Source organism: Rothia sp. HMSC071C12 (genome assembly GCF_001813895.1).
Taxonomy (GTDB): domain Bacteria; phylum Actinomycetota; class Actinomycetes; order Actinomycetales; family Micrococcaceae; genus Rothia; species Rothia mucilaginosa.
Map to the genome: position 1 here is coordinate 61,262 of NZ_KV814370.1, position 21,501 is coordinate 82,762.

The 21,501-nt window shown below is 57.5% G+C and carries 20 protein-coding genes; 10 read left to right on the plus strand and 10 right to left on the minus strand.

The features are described 5' to 3' along the window. The first annotated feature begins 14 nt into the window (after positions 1–14). The 6 genes from HMPREF2942_RS02835 (at position 15) to HMPREF2942_RS02860 (ending at position 7,058) form a co-directional block, all read left to right on the plus strand. Positions 15–1,370: an O-antigen ligase family protein gene (locus HMPREF2942_RS02835; RefSeq protein ID WP_049345167.1), complete on the plus strand. Its 1,356-nt coding sequence runs from the start codon at positions 15–17 to the stop codon at positions 1,368–1,370. Beyond that, on the plus strand, positions 1,367–3,343 hold the full coding sequence (locus tag HMPREF2942_RS02840; protein ID WP_070688329.1) for a lipopolysaccharide biosynthesis protein: 1,977 nt from the start codon (positions 1,367–1,369) through the stop codon (positions 3,341–3,343). Before HMPREF2942_RS02835 ends, HMPREF2942_RS02840 begins: the two co-directional genes overlap by 4 nt. Before the next feature lie 66 nt (positions 3,344–3,409). Further along, entirely contained in the window at positions 3,410–4,642 is a 1,233-nt protein-coding gene (locus tag HMPREF2942_RS02845; protein ID WP_070688330.1) for a Wzz/FepE/Etk N-terminal domain-containing protein, read from the plus strand. Between the two features lie 201 nt (positions 4,643–4,843). Next, entirely contained in the window at positions 4,844–5,326 is a 483-nt protein-coding gene (gene pssD / locus HMPREF2942_RS02850; RefSeq protein ID WP_049327955.1) for a PssD/Cps14F family polysaccharide biosynthesis glycosyltransferase, read from the plus strand. Positions 5,327–5,602: 276 nt separating this feature from the next. Then, positions 5,603–6,313: a glycosyltransferase gene (locus HMPREF2942_RS02855; protein ID WP_070688331.1), complete on the plus strand. Its 711-nt coding sequence runs from the start codon at positions 5,603–5,605 to the stop codon at positions 6,311–6,313. A gap of 247 nt (positions 6,314–6,560) precedes the next feature. Beyond that, positions 6,561–7,058 (plus strand): DUF2505 domain-containing protein, encoded by a 498-nt coding sequence (locus HMPREF2942_RS02860; protein ID WP_070688332.1) that lies wholly within the window; start codon positions 6,561–6,563, stop codon positions 7,056–7,058. A gap of 145 nt (positions 7,059–7,203) precedes the next feature. Here the strand turns inward: HMPREF2942_RS02860 and HMPREF2942_RS02865 are convergent, their stop codons facing one another. From HMPREF2942_RS02865 to rfbB, 7 genes are all read right to left on the minus strand, one after another. After that, positions 7,204–7,701 (minus strand): FAD synthase family protein, encoded by a 498-nt coding sequence (locus HMPREF2942_RS02865; protein WP_005506961.1) that lies wholly within the window; start codon positions 7,699–7,701, stop codon positions 7,204–7,206. A 528-nt stretch (positions 7,702–8,229) separates the two neighbouring features. Next, positions 8,230–8,700, minus strand: a complete 471-nt coding sequence (gene sufU / locus HMPREF2942_RS02870; protein ID WP_049355937.1) for a Fe-S cluster assembly sulfur transfer protein SufU — start codon at positions 8,698–8,700, stop codon at positions 8,230–8,232. Positions 8,701–8,765: 65 nt separating this feature from the next. Continuing rightward, positions 8,766–10,064: an aminotransferase class V-fold PLP-dependent enzyme gene (locus HMPREF2942_RS02875; RefSeq protein WP_049355935.1), complete on the minus strand. Its 1,299-nt coding sequence runs from the start codon at positions 10,062–10,064 to the stop codon at positions 8,766–8,768. A gap of 188 nt (positions 10,065–10,252) precedes the next feature. Continuing rightward, entirely contained in the window at positions 10,253–10,840 is a 588-nt protein-coding gene (pth, locus tag HMPREF2942_RS02880; RefSeq protein ID WP_070688333.1) for an aminoacyl-tRNA hydrolase, read from the minus strand. Between the two features lie 146 nt (positions 10,841–10,986). Next, positions 10,987–11,646, minus strand: coding sequence for a 50S ribosomal protein L25/general stress protein Ctc (locus tag HMPREF2942_RS02885; RefSeq protein ID WP_012904012.1), 660 nt, complete (start codon positions 11,644–11,646; stop codon positions 10,987–10,989). 244 nt (positions 11,647–11,890) lie between these two features. Then, entirely contained in the window at positions 11,891–13,315 is a 1,425-nt protein-coding gene (gene rfbD / locus HMPREF2942_RS02890; protein WP_070594036.1) for a dTDP-4-dehydrorhamnose reductase, read from the minus strand. Continuing rightward, complete coding sequence (gene rfbB / locus HMPREF2942_RS02895; RefSeq protein ID WP_044142793.1) at positions 13,315–14,313, minus strand: dTDP-glucose 4,6-dehydratase; 999 nt, start codon at positions 14,311–14,313, stop codon at positions 13,315–13,317. Before rfbB ends, rfbD begins: the two co-directional genes overlap by 1 nt. 74 nt (positions 14,314–14,387) lie before the next feature. Here rfbB and rfbA point away from each other — a divergent pair, with 74 nt between their 5' ends. The 4 genes from rfbA (at position 14,388) to HMPREF2942_RS02915 (ending at position 18,092) form a co-directional block, all read left to right on the plus strand. Continuing rightward, positions 14,388–15,248, plus strand: a complete 861-nt coding sequence (gene rfbA / locus HMPREF2942_RS02900; RefSeq protein WP_070688334.1) for a glucose-1-phosphate thymidylyltransferase RfbA — start codon at positions 14,388–14,390, stop codon at positions 15,246–15,248. Between the two features lie 96 nt (positions 15,249–15,344). Next, positions 15,345–16,817, plus strand: a complete 1,473-nt coding sequence (locus HMPREF2942_RS02905; protein WP_070688335.1) for a tyrosine-protein kinase domain-containing protein — start codon at positions 15,345–15,347, stop codon at positions 16,815–16,817. A 112-nt stretch (positions 16,818–16,929) separates the two neighbouring features. Then, positions 16,930–17,787, plus strand: coding sequence for a nucleotidyltransferase family protein (locus HMPREF2942_RS02910; protein ID WP_070688386.1), 858 nt, complete (start codon positions 16,930–16,932; stop codon positions 17,785–17,787). Beyond that, positions 17,784–18,092 carry a PqqD family protein gene (locus tag HMPREF2942_RS02915; protein WP_070676147.1) on the plus strand — a complete coding sequence of 103 codons (309 nt, stop codon included), beginning with the start codon at positions 17,784–17,786 and terminating at the stop codon, positions 18,090–18,092. Before HMPREF2942_RS02910 ends, HMPREF2942_RS02915 begins: the two co-directional genes overlap by 4 nt. Before the next feature lie 82 nt (positions 18,093–18,174). Here the strand turns inward: HMPREF2942_RS02915 and HMPREF2942_RS02920 are convergent, their stop codons facing one another. The 3 genes from HMPREF2942_RS02920 to HMPREF2942_RS02930 form a co-directional block, all read right to left on the minus strand. Next, positions 18,175–19,422 carry a glycosyltransferase gene (locus HMPREF2942_RS02920; protein ID WP_049346733.1) on the minus strand — a complete coding sequence of 416 codons (1,248 nt, stop codon included), beginning with the start codon at positions 19,420–19,422 and terminating at the stop codon, positions 18,175–18,177. A 12-nt stretch (positions 19,423–19,434) separates the two neighbouring features. Further along, entirely contained in the window at positions 19,435–20,388 is a 954-nt protein-coding gene (locus HMPREF2942_RS02925; RefSeq protein WP_049327945.1) for a glycosyltransferase family 2 protein, read from the minus strand. Positions 20,389–20,454: 66 nt separating this feature from the next. Further along, positions 20,455–21,498: a glycosyltransferase family 4 protein gene (locus HMPREF2942_RS02930; protein ID WP_070688336.1), complete on the minus strand. Its 1,044-nt coding sequence runs from the start codon at positions 21,496–21,498 to the stop codon at positions 20,455–20,457. Positions 21,499–21,501 lie beyond the last annotated feature (3 nt).

Sequence of the window (21,501 nt, forward strand, 5' to 3'; positions counted from 1 at the left end):
GGTATCGCACAGACATGGTTTCCTCTTCCGTTCTTTCCCCTCCGGGTACTTCGCCTGTGGCTCTGAAGGATTCCGCCGGGTCGGTTAATACGCCGCCTAGCGGTATTCTGCGTGCCCGCGCGCGCATCCGCCCGGTGTCTACGGCGCAGAAGAAGCTCCCCGCCTGGCCTCTGCTGGCGTTGCTGTACGGCTTCCCGGCGCTGTGGGCTCTGGGGCTGCTTCAGATTGCACCGCTGGTACTGGCAGCGATCATACTTTTTTACCTCATCATTCGAGGTAATGTGCGTGTTCCCGGTTCCCTGTGGGTCTGGGGTGCATTCTGCGTGTGGGTTGTTGTTGCGGCACTTGCTCTGACCCGTTCCACCGACATTATTGGTTGGGGTCTGCGCTTTGTGAATATTCTCAGTGCCGGCATTTACGCCCTGTACTACTACAATGCGCGCTCCTCTATTAGCGTCAATAGGCTGCTGGGCGGTCTGGCAACTCTGTGGGTGACCCTGATTGTTTTGGGTTACGGCGGCGTTCTCTTCCCCGAGTTCCGTCTGCGTACCCCGATGAGCTTCATCATGCCTTCTGGCTTTATGCAGAACCCGCTGGTGCGCGACTACATGCTTCCTCCCCTGGCGGAGGTTCAGCGTCCTTGGGGTGCGCCTGAGGCGTATATTCGCCCCTCCGCGCCGTTCCCTTACGCGAATAGTTGGGGTCTGGCGTACACCCTGCTCACCCCGGTGATGCTGGCGTGCCTGCTGCGTCTGCGTTCCATCTGGTTGCGTATCGCACTGCTAATCGGCATGGCGCTTTCTACCGTGCCGGCAATTGCGACCAGTAACCGCGGTATGTTCATTGGTCTGGGTATCAGCGCAGCGTACGTACTGCTGCGTCAGTTCCTTGCAGCTAATTGGCGTGCTGTGGGTATGGGTGTTGCGGCAATCGTAGCTGTGGTTGTGGCGCTCTTTGCGTCGGGCACCGTGGATAATATTCTGGGTCGTCAGGACTACTCGGACTCCACCGGTGGTCGTGCGGCGCTCTACCGCGCTACTTGGAAAGCGACTTTGGAGTCCCCGATTATTGGTTACGGCACTCCGCGTATGGAACCGAGCATTGGCGTGTCAATGGGTACCCAGGGATACCTGTGGACTCTGATGTTCTGCTTTGGCTTCGTGGGTCTGGCGCTGTTCGCGCTCTTCATGGTGTGCACTGTGGCAAGCGGTGCACGAGTGAAGACCACGTCCGGGTATTGGCTCCATAGCGTGCCGGTAGCGTGCTGTGTTGTCTTCATCTTCTACAGCTTCGATATCGCTCAGCTGACCATTCTGATGCTCGCGTCGATGGCATGTATTCGTTCCATTCGGGATGGTGAGGGGCTATGACGAAGAATCAGTCCCCTCGTGGTTTAGAGACCTCTGCGGTTTCAGCTTTCGATGATGCCTACTCGACGGGTGGTCACCCTAGCCGCCGTGCACGCCTACGTGAGAGCGGCGAGTACGTGGAGCCGGTAGTGGAGCTGACTGATTCGCAGGTGGAATCTTCTGCTGATGAGTTCGCTCCGACGGTGGACGACATCCGTTCCGGTCGTTTTCCTGCGACCACGGCGCTGTCGATTGTGCCTCCGGCTCGAGGCTTTGCTTCCGAGGAGTCGTTGCCCGGTTCTTTGGAGGCGGGTTCCTCAGCGGCGAACGCTACCGCTGTAGCGGGTGCTCATCTGCCCGGTTCCCGGCGGATTGCCCCGGCTACTGCTGAGTCTGTAGAAAAGGCACAGGAAGAAAAGACTCTGACTGAGAAGGCTAAGCCTTCCGCGTCAGGTGTTCCGGCAGATAGCGCATCCGCAAAGAGCGCGCCGGTTAAGAAAGCTCCCGCTAAGGGTAAGCAGCCCAGCCTGGCGAAGAGCGGCTCTCTTGCTTCGCTGTGCGTGATGTACGGTGCGGGTATCGCATTTGTGACCACGATGGTGGTGTCGAATGGTATTGGTGCTGAGGGTTCGGGCGAGTTCTTCCGTCTGATGGCGTTGTTCGCGATTGCGATTTCACTGGTGACCTTCGGCGCGGATACTGGCTTGGTTCGTACGATGAGCGCTCAGCGGGCGCTGGGACGTTACGGTGTGTTGCCGCAGCTAATCCGTTACGGTCTGATTCCTTCGCTGGTGACTTCGGTGCTTCTGGTGACGGGTGTTTACATCTACACCGGGATTGTGCCGATGGCTCCCGAGTATCAGGCGGCGATGCGCGTCAGCTCCGCTTTCGTGCTGGTGGCGGCGTTGATGACGGTGTTCTTCGGCGCTCTGCGTGGTCTGCATCGTGTGGTGACTTTTACGCTCCTGCAGAATGTTCTGCTTCCTACTCTGCGTTTTGCGGCTGTGGGTTTGGTGGTTCTGTTCTCGGGTCAGCTCATGGATTTGGTTTACGCTTGGACCATTCCGGTGGCGATTACCGCGGTGGTTGCCCTGTGGCTTTTGGAGCGGGCGTTCCCCTCGGAGGAGCATCTGGAGGTTCTTCCTTCTGAGGATTCTCCGACCGAGACGTTCCGTTCGTTCTGGGGTTTCAGCTCTGCACGCGGTGTCGCAACCGTTGTGGAAACGATTCTGGAGTGGATTGACGTGCTGGTGGTGACGGCGTTCTTAGGTGCTGCTGCAGGTGGTGTCTATGGTGCTGTGAACCGTTGTGTTCGTGTGGGTGCCATGATTGAGCACACCGGACGTGTGGTGACCGGCCCGTCGATTAGTGCGGCGTTGGCGACTCGTCAGCTCGATCGTGCTCGAGAGATTTTCCTATCGACTACTCGCGTGTTGACTGCTCTGTCTTGGCCGTTCTACCTCTCCTTGGCGTTCTTTGGTCCGGTTCTTCTGGGCTTCTTCGGTAAGGGTTTTGAGGCTGGCGCCGGTATTCTCTGGGTGATTTGCCCGGCGGCGATGCTGTCGATGAGTGCCGGTGGTGTGCAGTCTGTTCTACTGATGAGCGGTAAGAGCCGCTGGCAGCTGTTGAATAAGCTCTCCTCGCTGGTGGTGGCTGTGACTTTGAACTTCACCTTGGTTCCGGTCTGGGGCCTGTACGGTGCGGTGACGGCGTGGGCATCGGCTCTGCTGATTGACACCTTCTTGGCGAGCTACCAGGTGTTCCGTTTGGTGGGTATTCGTGCTTCGGTCCGTGAGATGGCTCCTTCGCTCTTCTTGGGCGCGGCTGTTCCAACGGCGTGTGCTCTGGTGTCTTTGACATTCTTGGGTCAGAGCGTATTGGGCGTCATCGTGTACGTGGTGCTACTGGTGCCGGTGTACGGTGCGGTGCTGTACCGCTTCCGTAAGGCTCTCGGTATTGAGCGTTTCCTTTCCGCCCGCCGCGCGAAGTCTTAGCCTTCCTCTTCTTCTACGTTTTTCTCCGATATTTAGTGTCCGTTTCTCTTCCTCTAGGATGTCCTCATGGATAACACCTCTCATTCCTCCTCGGTTACCCTTGGCAGCCAGGTACGTCGCATTTTCCGACACCCTCTGCTGATTCTGCTGTCAGTCGTGGTTTTCGCTGTGGCGGGTGCTGCCTACGGCTACATGACCAATAGCAAGTACACTTCTAAGGCATCGCTGGTTGTTTACCCGATGGTGGTTGATCCCGCCGGTACCGGTAGCGCTAACTCCGCGAAGGTAGATATTGCGACCGAGTCTCGCGTTGCGTCCTCTCGTGAGGTTGCGCAGAACGCCGCGAAGTCTCTGATTGCTAATGGCGATACCCTCTCTGAGGCTCAGCTGACCAGCCGCCTGATGAACTCCGTCAAGGTGACCGGTACCTCCCAGACTGCTGTGCTGGATATCGAGGTAACCCGCCCCAACGGCACGGAGGCTGCACGTTACGCTAACGCTATGGCAAACGCGTACCTGCAGGTTCGTTCCGAGTCTCTGAAGAGCAGCGTTGATTCCGCTCTGCACCAGATTGATGAGCAGATTTCTGCTCTCGAGGGTGATAACAACCGTGCGGGTCTGCTTTCTCAGCTGCAGGAGCGTCGCGCTCAGATTCAGCTGACTTCTACTACCGGTGGCCGTGTGATGAGCGAGGCTCAGGTTCCTTCTTCTTCCTCGGCTCTTGGCCCGGTGAAGATGGCTATTGTTGGTGCTGTTGCCGGTCTGCTGATTGGTGCTGTGCTGGCTTACGGTCGTGACCGCACCATGCGTCACGTTGGTTACGCTGACCGTCTGGAAGATGCTGGCATCCCGGTTCACGAGCTGGGTTCCTCTTCGGAGGCGAATGACGCGTTCATGCTGCTGCGCACCATGGGTGCTCCCGACGGCGATGTGAAGAGTGCTGGCGCTTCCGGCATTGTCATTCTGCCCGGTACTGACCGCGGTGTTGAGCACCTGTACCAGATGCTGCAGCGCGTTCTGCCCACCGAATACGCACGTTTCACCGATTACGCTTCGGTTCGTGACGCTCTGACCCGCCACACTCCCGAGTCGCTGGTTGAGAAGAGCGAGACTCCTCTGGTGATTAGCCTGAGCACCGCTACTCCCCTGTCGACCCAGCTGCGTTTCGTTCAAGCTGGCGGCGTGGCTCTGATTCCGGTGACTGCGGCTACTTCTCTGCAGCAGGTTCGTGAGCTCTTCGCTCAGCTGGATCAGCTTGAGGGCGTGAACGCTCTGGCTGTGTTCCTGGACCGCGAGTAATTGCGGGTAATCGGGTTTCTGTTGATGGATGCCTCGCTTCTGTGCGGGTTAGTCCTTCGTCCTTGAGCGTGGGGTGAGGTAACGCCTGTTGAGGCGGATCTGTTGCGGCAGGGCTGTTGATACAGGTGTTGCCGGACCCGGCAGCTCACCCTTATCTTCTCTTCTTATTTTTCTCTTGTATTGGGGCTTTAGGAGAACACTATGACTGAGGCAACTTCCTCTCAGGCACCGAAGAAGAAGCTTCTGCTGGTTTCTAGCAGTGGCGGACACTTGAAGCATCTGACGGCTACTTCTGCTGCGTGGCAGGATTATGACCGTGTGTGGGTTAGCTTTAAGCAGCCCGATGTTGAATCTTCTCTTGCTGATGAGAAGACCTATTGGGCGTATTACCCGACCACTCGAAATATTAAGAACGCTATTCGTAATTTGTTCTTGGCATTTCGTATTTTCCCGAAGGAACGCCCGGATGCGGTTGTTTCTGCGGGTGCGGGTGTTGCTGTTCCTTTCTTTGTTGCGGCTAAACTTTTTGGCGTAAAGACTCTTTATATTGAGTGTTTTGACCGCCCGACTCTGCCGACGATGACCGGCAAGATGCTGTACACCTTTGCTGATCGAATTATTGTTCAGAGTGAGGAGCAGCAGGAGAATTTCCCTGATTCTCGTGTGATTCATCCCATTTTCTAAGAGTGATGAATTTATCCTGGAAATGGCGTCCCCGCGTGTGCTGGGGGCGTTATTTTCAGGGTATAGTATTTATTAAACATACAGATACGCATAAGTCGTGCGCTCCACTGTGGACTCACCATCCAAGCGAACTAACCACTCGCCAGAGAAGCGTATGCGGAGATTACTCACCATTTTCTCCGGCACGACGCCGCCGCGTATACCCATGATGCCCTCCGGATTTTTGCGTCAGGTATACGGGGTTACTACCGATAAATACATAGAGAGGAATAGGCGATGTCTATTCAGAACTTCCCCCACGTCAGTGTTGATACTTCCAAGTTCGACCTGCCCGTATTTACCCCTGCCGTCGCGCCCGTTCGTATTCCTACCAAGACTTACGATTTGGTGGTGTCCCTCGGCACCGACGTTCACACTTTTGATCGTCTTCTGCGCTGGGTTGAGGCTTACCTTGAGGCTCACCCCGAGGTCACCTGCCTCGTGCAGCACGGCCACACTGCGCCTATTAAGCACGCAGACAACCTTAAGCTTCTTCCCGCATCCGAACTGCTGGACTACTACGCAACCGCACGCGTAGTGCTGGTTCAGGGCGGCCCCGGTTCCATCCAGGATGCACGCCGCACCGGCGCTCTGCCCCTGGCTGTTCCGCGCCGCGCAGAGTTCGATGAGGTTGTTGACAACCACCAGGTCCCCTTCACCACTCTGATGGAGAAGCGCGGCCACGCTGTTGTTGTTGAAAGCCGCGAAGACCTCTTCGACAAGCTGGATCTTGCTCTGGCGAACCCCTCCCTGTTCCGCACCGCTGAGCCCTACATCTCCACCCCGGAGATTTCTGCAGCACAGCTGAGCGAGGAACTGCAGGATCTGCTCGCTGGCAAGACCCACCGTAAGGATTCCTTCTGGGGTCGCCTGAAGCAGGCTGCTCGCGCACACCGTGCGGGTAAGGCTGAGATGGCTCGCATCGACGCAATGGCTCCCAGCGCCTAAAAGCTTTAGCTTTCTAAGCCCAGCATCCTTAGCGATGCGATGTGGGAGCCACCCGGAGGTGTTTCCCGCATTTTTAGACCGGCATGCGAATCCTCCAACCACCCTGTGAGAGGCTGCGGACGTTTTCCCTTGTTCACGGCATATTCTCAGGTGGATTCGCGTCTTTACATTGGTTGCGAAACCCCGCGCACCGTATCCTTAGAAGGGATAATGCGCGGGGTTTTCGCGCACTACGAAAGGAACAATTATGGCAGTTCAGGAATCGACCGTTATCAACGCAAGCGTTGAGCAGGTTATCGAGGCATTCTCCAGCGAGGACTTCGCACGCTTCGTCTGCTCCGAGGTTGGCGTTGAGTTCGGTAGCTTCTCCGTTTCCGGTGACACCTCCGCTGAGTTCACCGCAACCACCGAACGTACCGTGCCCGCTGAGCGCGTGCCGGACATCGCTCGTAAGTTCGTCGGCAACGGCGTTGCTATGACCCAGGTGGACACTGTAAGCGCACCGGCTGCTGACGGCTCCCGCACCGTTTCTACCGAGGTCAAGGTCAACGGCGTTCCCGTGTCCGCTCAGGCTACTCAGAAGCTGACCCCCGAGGGTGAGCAGACCCGCCTGGACGTCAACGGTGAAGTCTCCTGCTCCATCCCGCTGGTGGGCAAGAAGATTGCAGCCGCGGCTGAGCCTCAGGTTGGCCGCGTGCTGAAGGTTCTGGGCACCTCCGCTGAGAAGTGGCTGGCACAGCGCTAAAGCTTATGAGACGCTCACCTTTGAGGTGTAGCTGATATACCGCCAATATACAAAGGATCCCCGCCGTAAGTAATTACGGCGGGGATCCTCTGTGTCTTTATGAGTCTCTATGAGCTCTAGCGCCCCCCACGAGGGCGTAGGAGCTTTAGGAGGCGATGATCGCCTCGGAGTATTCGCGTTCGCCGAGCAGCTCAGCGAAGCGGCGCATCTCTACGCGCAGGTCGTGCTCTGCTTCAAGCAGGTCAACGACCTTACGCAGCTTGGTGCTGGAGGTGTGCTCGGTGTAGGGGAAGTAGTGCACTTCCACGCCGACCTCTGCGAAGCGTGCTTCCAGGGCGTTACCCTTGTCGGTGCCCTTCCAGTCGTCGCCCTTGAAGAAGACGTTGAAGGGCTTCTGCTTCCAGGTTTCGAGCTTGTCAGGGGTGGTTTCGACGTGCACTTCGTCCACGTAGTCAATGTGGCTGACGATGGCGGCACGCTCTTCGATGGGGATGACAGGGCGGCGACCCTTGGTCACTTCCAGAACGTCATCGTGCACGACGCCTGCAATAAGGTAGTCGCAGTTTTCCTTAGCCTTGCGGAGAATCTCGAGGTGGCCGTAGTGGAAAAGGTCGTAGGCGCCTGCGGCGTAGCCAATAATCATGGGGCTTCCTTGTGGTTGGTAGCGGCGATGGGTATTCCGGTGTGGTTGAAGTACCGGAGGGTGAGAAACATATCCGCTGTCTAGAGTGAGAGCCTAAGAATAAGTAGAAGAATGTGCAATATTGAGAAAATATTTTCTACTATTGTCCTATTTCTTCTCGCTGTCGCCTCAGAGTGTGCGGGTCCGAAAAGAGTTTCTCGAGGGTGCTGGTTGGGCGCCCTTCGTCCTTTTATTTTACCAGTCACTTTTTTAGAGGAAAAAGGAAAAGATATAAATATGAGGCGGATACAGTGTAGTATCCGCCTCATGTTTTCATCATATTGTTTTAAATCAAAGAAATCTTATATCAGGAAAGAGTAGGGAGTAGATTCTCGGATCGAGTCACGTTTGGTACTCACCACTAAAAGCTCATCGAAAAACATTACACTTACATGCAATATATTATCGATGGCTCCATTCGATATTTTCGATTGGCGTTCAAATATTGGCTACTGACCGAACATTCCAACCTACCCTCTCAGCAAAGAATTAGTTCTTCGCGGTTGCTTCCTTAGCAGCTTCCTCAACCGCAACCCAGGAGAGCATCGCACACTTTACGCGCGCCATGAACTTCGAAACGCCGGAGAAAGCCGCCATATCGCCGTACTCCTCTTCGTCCAGGGTCACCTTACCGCGCGAGCGCAGCATCTCGCGGAACGCATCCACGTGGCTCTGCAGCTCGGAGATGGTCATGCCGGGAGCCATTTCAGAGAGCACGGAGGCGGCAGCCATGGAGATGGAGCAACCGTCGCCTTCCCAGGAGATCGACTCAATGGTCTTCTCGCCATCCTTCAGCTCATCAGAGAGCACCACACGCAGGTTGATTTCGTCGCCGCAGGTGGGGTTGTACTGGTGGTTATCGGCGCTTGCATGGCCGGCGGGTACCTCTACGAGGTGCTCGCCGCTGCGCTGCTTAGAATGCTCCAGAATAATTTCCTGGTACAGGGATTCAAGAGACACGGTGATCTTCTTCCGTCAGTTGGTATGTCTGAAAAATTGGGGCGTTGGCTTCTAACGCATCTGCTTTAAAAGCCGAAGTAGGGGCGCACCTCGGCGAGTGCCTTCAGGAAAGCGTCCACATCTTCGGTGGTGTTGTAGATGTAGGTGGAGGCGCGGGTCGAGGCGGTCACACCGGCGCAGCGGTGCAGCGGCTGAGCGCAGTGGTGACCCACGCGCACGGCGATACCCTGGGTGTCGAGTAGCTGACCCACATCGTGCGGGTGCACGCCCTCGATGGCGAGGGCGACCAAGCCGGTACGCTTGGTGGGGTCGGTGGGGCCGAGCAGTCGCACACCATCGATCTTCTGAACTCCCTCAACCAGGCGGGTGCCCAGTTCGTGTTCCCACGCCTCAACGTTCTCCATGCCCAAGTGCTGCAGGTAGCGCACAGCAGCGGCGAAAGCGACCGCCTGCGAGACTCGCTGGGTACCTGCCTCAAACTTGATGGGGGCGGGCATATACTCGGCGTCCTGCAGACCCACGCGGGTAATCATGGAGCCACCGGTCAGGAAGGGCGGCAGAGCTTCGAGCAGTTCGGCACGACCGTAGAGGGCACCGATGCCGGTGGGCGCCAGCATCTTATGGCCGGAGAACGCCGCGAAGTCGACGTCCAGGGCGTGGAAGTCTACGGGCATGTGCGGTACGGACTGGCAGGCGTCCAGCACGACGAGCGCGCCGTGCTTGCGTGCCATGGCGACCATGCGGGGCACATCGGTAATCGCGCCGGTCACGTTCGAGACGTGGGTAAACGCGACGATACGGGTCTTCTCGTTGATGATGTCTTCGGCTGCCGCGTAGTCGAGCTGGCCGTCCTCGGTGGAGGGAATGTGGCGCAGAGTTGCGCCAGTACGCTGAGCAAGGATCTGCCAGGGAATGAGGTTCGCGTGATGCTCAATCTCCGTGGTGACGATTTCGTCGCCGGGCTTCAGCGCGAAACGCTCGGCGGCGGGACCGCCGATGCCCTGGGAGGCGTTGCCGATGGAGTAGGCAACCAGGTTCAGTGCCTCGGTTGCGTTGGAGGTCCACACGATTTCTTCGTCAGTGGCACCGACGAAGTTCGCAACGGTGATACGCGCATCCTCAAACAGGTCGGTTGCTTCGACCGCGAGGGTGTGGGCACCGCGGTGCACAGCGGAGTTAGCGTGCAGGTAGAAGTCGCGTTCTGCGTCAAGAACCTGAAGGGGTTTCTGACTGGTCGCCCCCGAATCCAGGTAGACCAAGGGGTGCCCGTTGACCTCAGTGTTGAGGATCGGGAAATCCTGGCGAAGCTGGCGTACGAGGTCGTCGCTCAGCGGGGTGTTGGCGGGGGTGGAGTATTCAGCCACGGGTACCTTCTTCTCTCGCTCATACGCTCCACGGGTCGGGTATTTTCCCGTCGTGGAGCGTATAACGTCATTCTTTTCTAGCTTATTCCCTCACCGGGCTCTTGCATAGTTAGGTAGAGCCTAGTTCACGCATCGGCCCGCATCATGCGTTACCCCAGTTCAGCGTTTACCCGGCCCAGGTCGTACGGCTAGGAGCCTGCTCCGTGGTAACGCTGCTGGGTTGCCAGCAGGCCTTCCTTCACGAGCATCATGGTTGCATCCGCTGCGTTTGAGATGAGGAAGGGCAGGTCCTTCGCTTCAGTGCTGCTGAAGGGCTTGAGCACGAAGTCTGCGGTATCCATGCGTCCGGGAGGACGACCGATGCCGGTGCGCACACGGTAGTAGTCCTTGGTGCCCAGTGCCTTGGTAATATCGCGCAGACCGTTATGGCCGCCCTCTCCCCCACCAATCTTGAGCTTAATGGTGTCGAAGGGGATATCAAGTTCATCGTGCACAACGATGATGTGGTCGGGGTTAATATCGTAGAACTGGGCTAGAGCCGATACCGGGCCGCCCGAGGTGTTCATATAGGTCAGGGGCTTGGCCAGCACTACCTTGGGTCCGCCTATACCCAAACGTCCTTCCAGCACCTGGGCGCGCGCGCGTCCGTGCTTCTTGAAGCCACCGCCTACTTCACGCGCCAGTTCATCAACCACCATCTGGCCGATGTTATGGCGGGTTTTCTCGTACTCCGGGCCCGGGTTCCCCAGACCAACAATGAGCCACGCATCAGACATATCTTCGCCCTTTCCACGGCGCTGTAAAAGGTTTTTAGAAAATTCATGGACTACACCATTCTATGAGTATGGCCCGCTACCACCTCAGAAGAGAGGTAGCGGCGGGCCATCCACAAATCATTGTTGCGCTAGGCGCAGGGCGCGGTCTAGTGCTTTGAGTTATCTGAGTCGTGAGCTTCGCCAGCCTGATCTGATTCCTCGGAAGCTTCAACGATGTCACCCTCGGGTGCGTTTTCGCCTTCTTCACCGGGCTCGGGAACGTCGAGTTCCTCGGGCTCAGAAACGTTAACGATCAGCAGTTCAGCGTCTGCAACCAGGGTTACGCCTGAGGGCAGTTCAACGTCTGATGCCAGAACGTGAGCGCCAGCTTCGCGGCCTTCGATGCTCACGGTCAAAGCTTCGGGTGCCTTCAGTGCGTCAGCTTCAACCAGAAGAACGGTTTCTTCCTGGTTAGCAACGGCGCCAACAGCAGGCTCGCCTTCAACGTGTACAGGAACCTCAATCTCAACGCGCTCGCCGCGCTTAACGGTCAGCAGGTCGATGTGCTGCAGTTCAGGGCGGATTGCGTGACGCTGGATGTCCTTGATCATTGCGAGGTGTGATTCACCTTCGATGTCGAGGTCGAGGATAGCGTTGGGGACGCGGGCAGCCAGGGTGGTTGCGTGGCCGGGGAGTACTACGTGCTTGGGCTCTTCGCCGTGGCCGTAGATGACGGCGGGGATGTCGCCTGCCATGCGGATGCGGCGCGCGTAGCCCTTGCCGAAGTCGCTACGTACGGTAGCTGAAATTTTGATGGTATCTGACATGAGTTGTCCACCCTTTCTTGGTTAGAAGTTATGCGCCAAGTGGAATAGGGACTGGCGCCAGAAATCTCTTTCCAACCAGCCACCGTCAGTTACGGACCTACACGTTTCGTGTATTCCACCGCCTTGGGCAAGACAATATTGTACAGGTTCCCGGCTCTTCTTCAAGGGCCGGGAACCTGTGATATGGCGTTTTTCACGCCTTTTATGCTGTTGTCAGCAGATATAGAGCCAATTCCTTAGAGGATTAGGAGCCCATTTCTGCCAAGTAGGCGGCAAGCGCCTCGCGGTGATCACGCGGGGTGAAGCCTGCAGCAATCAGCTTGGACAGGTCCATTGCCGAGTTCGTCGGACGGTGAGCGAAGAGCTCAGCGTTGGCGAAGTATTCCTCGGTGGTGGTATCGCTGACTCGTGCCGGGTCGTGGCCGGTGCCCTCGTACACTGCACGAGCGAACTGCGCCCAGTTGATGACTTCACCGGTGTTCGACACGTTGTAGGTGCCGTACTCTGCGCCGGAGAAGAGCAGGTGCAGGGCAGCTGCTGCCAGGTCCTGGGTGAAGGTCGGGCGGCCCCACTGGTCGGCGACCACGGACGGGTCGATACCGCGCTCAGCCAGGGATGCCATGGTACCCACAAAGTTCTTGCCGGCGCCAACAACCCAGCTGGTGCGCAGGGTGTAGTGCTTACGCCATGCGGCGGCGGCAACCTCACCGGCAGCCTTGGATGCGCCGTAGACGCTCAGCGGTGCCAGGGGGTAGTCCTCCGGGTATTCCTCGCCCAGGGGCAGGGAGCCGTCAAAGACGTAGTCGGTGGATACGTGAACCAGCGGCAGGTTAGCTTCTTCACAGATGGAGGCAAGAGCGCTCACACCCAGGGCGTTAGCTGCCCAGGCGTCACGGCGCCCCTCGGGGGTTTCTGCCTGATCCACTGCGGTGTACGCTGCAGCGTTGATGACCGCGCGGAAGGAGCGCCAGCGGAATGCGTCGCGCCACTGCTCGGGCTTGCCCAGGTCGAGGCGGTCGCGATCCACAGCCAGGAAGGGTACGTTCTGCTCGGTGAGCTGGCGAACCAGCTCGGTGCCGAGCTGACCGCCCGCACCAATAATCAGGATCGGGTCGGCTTCCAGGGGCTTGATCTCGTTCAGACGCGGGTGGTTACGGTCCTTCTCGGAGAGTTCTGCCTTCGCCAGGTCGATAGGCCAGTCGATTGCGACGGTCTCATCGGCAAGGTTCAGGAAGCTGTAGCCGGATACTGCATCCGCCGACCAGTGGTCGTTCACCAGGTAGGTGTAGGCGGTGTTCTCTTCCAGGGTCTGGAAGGAGTTACCCACGCCGCGGGGCACGAAGATTGCGGTGTCCGGGCCCAGCTCCACGGTGACGACCTTGCCGAAGGACTCGCCGGCACGCAGGTCAACCCACGCGCCGAAGATACGGCCGGTCGCAACAGAAACGTACTTATCCCACGGCTCGGCGTGGATACCGCGGGTGGTACCTATCGAAGCGTTGAACGAGATGTTGTTCTGCACCGGGTTGAAGTCGGGCAGACCGGCTGCGACCATCTTCTCGCGCTGCCAATTTTCCTTGAACCAGCCGCGGTTATCGCCGTGAACCGGCAGGTCAATGATGAGCAGGCCGGGAATCTCGGTTTCAGTAACCTTCAATTCCTTGGTCATTACTGGCCAGCCTTTGCGTACTTCGCCTCGACCTCAGCCTTCAGGGGCTCCCACCAGCCGCGGTTGTCGGTGTACCACTTAATGGTGTCGGCAAGACCGGATTCGAAGTCGGTGAACTTCGGCTCCCAGCCGAGCTCTGCACGCAGGCGGCTACCGTCGATTGCGTAGCGCAGGTCGTGACCGGGGCGGTCAACCACGTGCTCGAAGTCGTTCTCGTCCTTGCCCATCAGTCGCAGGATGGTGCGCAGAACCGTGATGTTGTTCTCTTCGCCGTCTGCACCGATGAGGTAGGTTTCGCCAATCTTGCCCTGCTCCAGGATGCGCAGCACAGCCGAGGAGTGGTCGGATGCGTGAATCCAGTCACGGACGTTCAGGCCCTCGCCGTACAGCTTCGGGGTCAGACCCGAGAGGATGTTAGTAATCTGGCGGGGGATGAACTTCTCGATGTGCTGGTAGGGGCCGTAGTTGTTGGAGCAGTTAGAGATGGTTGCTTCAATACCGAAGGAGCGGACCCATGCGCGCACGAGCAGGTCGGAGCCTGCCTTAGTGGAGGAGTAAGGGGAAGAGGGGTTGTAGGGAGTGGTTTCGGTAAACTTTGCCGGATCGTCCAGCTCGAGGTCACCGAAGACCTCGTCGGTGGAGATGTGGTGGTAGCGAGTGCCGTGCTTACGGACTGCTTCCAGGAGGCTGAAAGTACCGATGAGGTTAGTGTGGATGAACGGTTCGGGGTTGGACAGGGAGTTGTCGTTGTGCGATTCCGCAGCGTAGTGAACGACAGCGTCTGCCTTGCCGACCAGTTCGTCAGCCAGCTCGCGGTCGGCGATGTCGCCTACGACGAGCTTGAAGCGGGATTCAGGAAGACCCTCCAAAGACGCAGCATTTGCGGCGTAGGTCATCTTATCCAGCACAGTAATAGTGTGATCAGTGTTATCGATGAGGTGGTGAACAAAGTTCGAACCAATAAAACCGGCACCGCCGGTAACAAGAATGTGAGCCATACGGTATATTTTACCTGCCTAAATAGCGATTTTTATGCCTCAACAAAGAGATAAACATGACACAATAAGAAGTTATGAAGGGAATTATTCTTGCCGGCGGCACCGGAAGCCGTTTGCACCCTATCACTCAGGGTATTAGCAAGCAGCTCACTCCGGTCTATGACAAGCCGATGATTTACTACCCGCTGTCCACTCTCATGCTGGCGGGTATCCGCGATATTTTGATTATTACCACTCCTACCGATCAGGAGCAGTTCCAGCGACTGCTCGGTGACGGTTCCCGTTTCGGTATTAATCTCGAATACAAGGTGCAGCCTTCTCCGGATGGTCTGGCACAGGCATTTATTCTGGGTGCTGATTTTATTGGCAACGACCCCGTAGCCCTCGTGCTCGGTGACAATATCTTCTACGGTCCCGGTCTGGGTACTCAGCTTGCCACCTACGAGCAGAAGGATGGCGCGACCGTCTTCGCTTATCGGGTTGCTGATCCTCGCGCTTACGGCGTGGTGGAGTTCGATGAGAATTTCAACGCACTATCTATTGAAGAGAAGCCCGAGAACCCCAAGAGCGACTACGCTATTCCGGGCCTGTACTTCTACGACTCGAAGGTTGTAGAGTACGCACGTCAAATCAAGCCTTCCCCTCGCGGTGAGCTGGAAATCACTGACCTCAACCGTGTCTACCTGGAACAGGGTAAACTGAAGGTTGAGGTTCTGCCTCGCGGTACCGCGTGGCTCGATACCGGAACCTTTGATTCACTCGCCGATGCCACTAACTTCATCCGCACTGTTCAGAGCCGTCAGGGTCTGTCAGTTGGTTGCCCGGAGGAAATTGCGTGGCGCCACGGTTGGCTCTCCGATGAGCAGTTGCGCGACATTGCTACCCCCCTCGTCAAGAGTGGTTACGGTAGCTACCTGCTCGGATTGCTCCGCTAATAAACACCTGGGGATCTTCGCATCCCTTCACCGCCTGCAACAACACTCCACGTCGCAGGCACACTAACTCAAACTTTCTGGAGTATTCTCACTACCATGACCATTTTGGAATTTTTCCGCACCACGAGGGCTAACCTCTGGCTGCTGATTATTGGCATCGTTGTCGGTGCCGCAGCGGGCTTCGGCTATGCATCTCTCCAGCCGAAGGTCTACGCTGCATCGTCCTCGGGCTACGTGACCGTGGGTGAGTCCGGTACGGTGGATGTTCTCTCGGGCTCTACGGCCGCTAAGGAGCGCGCTCGCTCCTACGCTGCTATCGTCTCCTCTGAGGCCGTGGCACAGAAGATTAAGCAGAACAACCCCGAACTGTCCCTGTCCACCGGTCAGATTCGTTCTAGCCTCACCGCAACCGCAGGTGATAACGCTGCACTGATTACCGTTAACGCGAAGGCTTCTTCCCCGAAGAACGCACAGGTTCTCGCTAACAGTGCGCTACAGGCTACCGCCGACTACATCAAGGAAATTGAGCAGAACCCCGGTAACGCTCAGGCTCTGGTAAACGGCGAAAACACCGGTGCATCCCCGACCGGCGGCAACACTGTTCGCGTGATTCCGCTGAATAACGCAAGCGTGAACCCCCCGCTGGTGGCTCCGAACTACCAGCAGAACGTACTCGTTGGTGCCGCTGCTGGCCTGGCGCTGGTGTACCTGGCTATCTTCCTGCGCCGCGCGCTGGATCAGCGCATCCGCACCCGTGACGACGCTACCAAGGCAACCGGCGCAAGCATCCTGGGTGTTCTGCCCGTCAGTGACGACCTGAACGAAGAGAACATTGTTAAGGGCAACACCGACGACCACATCGCTCAGGAGTCTATCCGCCAGCTGCGCACCAACCTGCGCTTCGTGAACGTTGACACTCCCCCTCGTTCGTTTATCGTCACCTCCGCAGTGCCCGGTGAAGGTAAGTCGACCGTGTCGCTGTCGCTGGCTCGCGCAATGGCTGACGCTGGTTCGCCCGTCATCCTCATTGACGCCGACCTGCGCCGCCCGACCGTGGCTAAGAAGCTGAAGCTCGACGCTAAGGTTGGTCTGACCCAGGTTCTGGCTGGCCAGGTTGAGATCGCTAACGCCGTGCACCAGCTGGGCGATTCGAACCTCTTCGTCCTACCTGCAGGTCGTATCCCCCCGAACCCCTCCGAACTTCTGGGCTCGGATAAGATGCGCCAGCTGATCAACGAGCTCTCCGAAGAGTTCATCGTGGTTGTCGACGTTCCGCCGCTGCTGCCCGTGACCGACGCTTCGCTGCTCTCCCACTCCGTGGATGGCGTGATCCTCGTTGGTTCTATCGGTCGAAGCCACCGTGAACAGATGACTGAGGCAGCAAGCATCCTGAAGAAGGTTAACGCTAACCTCTTCGGTATGGTTCTGAACCGTGCACCCCGTAAGGGTCTGGGTAACTCCTACTACGGCTTCGGTTACGCAAGCGCCTACGTTGGTTATGCAACCTACTACGGTTACGGCAAGGAAGGCGACAAGAAGTCGTCAAAGAAGTCCTCGACCAAGAAGTAACAACGTAATAAGCGCCCTAAACCATAGGGAGCGACTTAGGGCGGGATGGGCAGTATTTTCTGCCCGTCCCGCCTTATACTTATCTGGTATACATGTGCACCGAAAGGCTATTGTGACCACTCACTCACCCAATACCCCGGAGCCGCAGACTACTCCGCTCGCGGCACGGATTCGGCTTGCGCACGCCTACTTCCAGCGGATTGCCGACATGCACTCCATCGATATTCTGCATGTCAAAGGCTACGCTTTCTCCCAGGAAATTTACCGCAAGGGCAGGTACAGCTCCGACGCTGACCTGCTTGTCCGGCCCTCTCACGTGGACCGCTTTGTAGAGATCCTTATGGCAGATGGATGGCGTATCCAAGCCCACTTCGAAACAGGTTCCGTGTTCGAGCACGCGATGACGCTCTACCACGCTTCATGGGGCCTGACTGATATTCATCGTTTCTTTCCCGGTCTAGGACGCCACGGCGATTATGAGAAGGCGTTTGACCGCATCTGGGCGGCACGCAAGACCCGTATGATTGCTCACCGTCCCTGCACTGTCCCCAGCGATCTGGATGCGCGTCTTCTCGTGGTGCTTCACCGCGCCCGCGCTGCATCACGCTACAGTGCAGATATTAACTATCTAGTCTCTCTGCTCTCCTATAGCGATTGGCAGCGCCTACGAGCCCGCGCGGAGGAGCTTGACTCTTCCCTCGCATACAGCGCGGCTATGGGCGGTCTGGAGCAGTACCGTGACGACCGCGACTACCTACTGTGGCTGTCGGTCTCCCAGGATGTGCCCCACTACATCCAGTGGATCGGACGCCTGCAATCAGCAACGACCCTGCACGATAAGCTACGCACACTCAAAAATATTTTCTTTGTGAATAAGGACCATTTGGCGATGCAGCTGGGACGCACCCCTACTAAGGCAGAGATACGTGCAAAGTTCTTTGAGCGTTTCGGAATCAAGGTGAAAAAATGAGCAATCCGGTAGATTCCCGTCAGACCGTATACGGCATCCCCGAGAACATCGCGTATGTTCATTCTGAAGAGTTCGCTAAGTACTCCCCCACAGCAACTTATCTCGCGAATCTTGCCAACGGTGAGCTGTCTGTTCTTCAGGATTCTGCCTCCATTATTTGGAGTATTTTTGAGGACCCGATGCCGTTGCAGGACGCTATCGACGTGCTCTGCGAAATGTATGAACAGCCCATAGAGACTATGGGACCGCAGATTGAGGGTTTCATTCCTGAGCTGCTCTCCAAGGGGCTCTTAGAAGCCCGGTAAGGCCCTCAGAACGAATAAAGAAGGCGGGACGGTAGAACTATATAGTTCTACCGCCCCGCCTTCTTCTATGGGCCGAGCTCTTTTAGTCTTCGGGCAAAGCCTGCACGTAGGTCTTCAAGCGGCTGATAAAACGAGCCTCCGAGAAACCGTCAACGTGCTCACGGATGTAGTCGGCGTCCCAGTCATCCGGGTTGAAAGCTTTGAGGGCTTCCACCAGCTGCTCCACGGTCGGCTGGTTGATGAACATGCCGGTCTTGCCTTCCTGAATGGTATCCAGGAAGCCGCCCGCACGGTAGGCAATCACGGCCTTGCCGCTAGCACCCGCTTCTAGCGGGGTAATGCCGAAGTCCTCATACGAGATAGCCAGCAGCGCCAGGCAATGACGGTACGCGTAACGAAGCTGCGCATCCGAAACACCCGAAGCAATACGAATAGTCGGGCCCGCAAGCGCTTCCAGACGTTCCTTCTCCGGACCGCGGCCAATCACCAGTAGCTTCTTACCCAACTCATTGCAGGCTTCAACAGCCTTATCAACATTCTTGTAGGGCAGCAGGCGAGAAACAATCAGGAAATAATCGTCCGATTCGGTGAACTCTTCCAGGCCCGGAATAGGCTCAACCGGTGCGGTGGTGTCTACCGAGTGCGGCGGGAAGAAAATCGGAACGTCCTTCTTGCCGTACACGTTCTCGATGCGCTTCTTAATCACGCTCGCGTTCGCCACATACACCGCCGAGCGGTGAGCCGCCCAGTGATCCCACAACATCAGTGCAGGACGCAGAGTCTTCAGCAGCAGCGGCACGGGGCCGGTGCTCTTCTCGCCCAGGTACTGATCGCTCAGGTACAGCCAACGCGCCGGCGAATGGCAGTAAATGAACTTACGACCGGCAAAGTTGAAACCGTGTGCCCAACCGGTCGTCGACACCACAGCGCGTTCAGCCGGTACCTTCAAGAAAGAAGAAGCAAACGGCAAAATCGGCAACGCCATACGGTGGTTACGACGCAAATAACCAATCTTATTCAGCGGGCTGGTAATGATCTTCGCGTCTTTGAACTCAGGGAAGGTACCCTCCGGGTCGTACAGAGTCGTGTAAATCGGTGCATCCGGGAACGCACGGTGCATTGCCAGGACAACACGCTCCGCGCCGCCGCGCTGAGTCAGGTAGTCGTGAGCAATCGCAATCTCTTCAGTAGCCTCAGGCTTGACCAGCGGCACGTAACGGCGCGCCAGGCGGCCAAGCTTCTTGAGGCTCTTCGGGATATCCGCGAGCACCGCGTCGGGGTTCTTCGGCCCGGTAAACGGAGCGGAGGTCAAGAGCTGAGTGAGTGACATTTTCTTTTCCTCCTAGAAAACTTTCTGAGCTCGCTCAGGATAGTGAATACCGGCGTAAGATGCAGCCTCAACCTGCAAAGCCACAAGCTTCTCAGCCGCCTTAGCGGGCAGCTTGAGCAGAATCTTATCGCTCGCATCCCCCAGAGCCTTGATGGTCTTCTCCGTGGTGAAACGAGCAAGGGCCTTGACCAGCAAGCCCCATGCACCCGTCGGGTTCGGGGCGGGGTGCGCCGCATCGCCGTGCTTACGCACGAAGATGGTGCGGGCAGAACCCGAGTGCAGGGCACGCAGGGCACGCACTGCAGTGGTGGTAGCAGCCACGTAGTGCTTAGTCGCCAGCTCAGGGGCAATATGGATTTCGCCACCGTGCTGAGCAACCTCATAACCCATGTCTACGTCTTCCCAACCGTAGAGACGGTACGCGGGGTCATAGCCACCAATCTCGTCGAAGAGCTTCTTCGACATAGACACATTACCCGCCCAGTAAATCCAGCGCTTCTCAGGCGCAACTTGGTACGCAGCTTCACGGAACTTCTGGTCGCGGTAGTTACCGTACACACGAGAGTAGGGAGTGTCCGGGAACTGGTTCAAGTAGATACCGATTACGCCGTGCTCACCAGGAGCCTCATGGTACTTGAGGTGGTTCGCAACGTAGTTGGGATCGGGTTCCAGATCATCATCGCAGCGGATAAGGATGTCCGCATCAGCCGCACGGTGACCAGCGTTCAACGCAGCCACGCGGCCGCGGTTCTCCTCGAAAACAATCTTGGTCAAGTTCAGCTTGCCTTCTGCAATGTAGCGGTCAAGCACAGCTTCACTGTTGTCAATATCGCCGTCGAGGACCACGATAACCTGGAAGTCCTTCTCAGTCTGAGCGGCAAGCGCATCCAGCGGGTAGTGCAGAATATCTGCACCACCGCGAGAGGGAATGATAACCGCAGCCTTGTAGCGGTGAGTAGTCGTCATAATTTTCCTTCGGGGGTTTGAGCGAGAGGATATCCGTTGGGAATGGCCTATACGTTTAGAAGCACCTTAGCGGATAAAACGTTCCAGAATCTCACCAACACGGACCTTACCTGCTTCAGGCGAGTAATTCTCCTGCCAACGCCAGAACAGCTCGGAGGTTCGCTCCGCCAGCGCATCCGTATCTTCTCGAAGCTCAGTACCCAGGCTCTTAATAGCCTGGGCAAGAGCTACCGGCTGGTCAGCAGGCACAACGTACGGGTACGATGCACCGCCCAGTACCTCCGACAGAGCACCAGCATCACTGACGATCACAGGGACGCGTGCGCTCATCGCTTCAGCGACCACCAGACCAAAGGACTCGGGGGCAATCGAAGGTACAACGAGCATGTCGATGTCACCGAAAAGACGGTCCGGGGTAGTCCAGCCCAAACGAGTGCTGAAGGTGGCGACACGAGCTAGCGCCTCCTCAACCTCAGCTCGTTCTTCGTCAGATGCGAAGACAGGCTCGCCGCCAATCACCAGGTCGTATTCAATGCCGTTAGAGTTCAAGGAACTCATCGCCTGGCACAGGGTCGCAATGCCCTTAGAGGGAGTCAAACGCCCCAGGTAACCGACGCGAAGTCTGCGCTCCCCCACACGGTGATCAAGCTCGGTGGATACGCCGCTGACCCAGTTCGCAAACAGCTCGCTGCCGGGGCAGGCGCGAGCCACATAGCGGCTCGGGACCAGGGTGACGGACGCCTTATGGCGAGCAAAGGGTACGAGCTTCGCGTTCACGCCGGCAGGAAGCTGGTGCAGGTGCACGATGCGGTTCTTGCGACCGCCCGTTGCCGCTGCGGGAACCAGACCGTTACACCACAGCAGAACGTCCTTGTGGCGAGCGTGCCAGCTACGCAGAGCCACCATGTACTGTGCGCGGTTCTTAGCCGGCAAGACAATGCGGGGGAACCCCTCATCCGCAGCGGCTTCTACAAGCTGCTTCGGCTCGGAAGGGCCCACAATGGTGACCTTGTAGCCAAGGCTACGGGCCGCGCGGGCGATGTTCAGAAGCATGACCTCGCCTCCGCCCATGTCACCGTTATTGGTGGCGATGTAGAGTTCTTTCTCCATCCT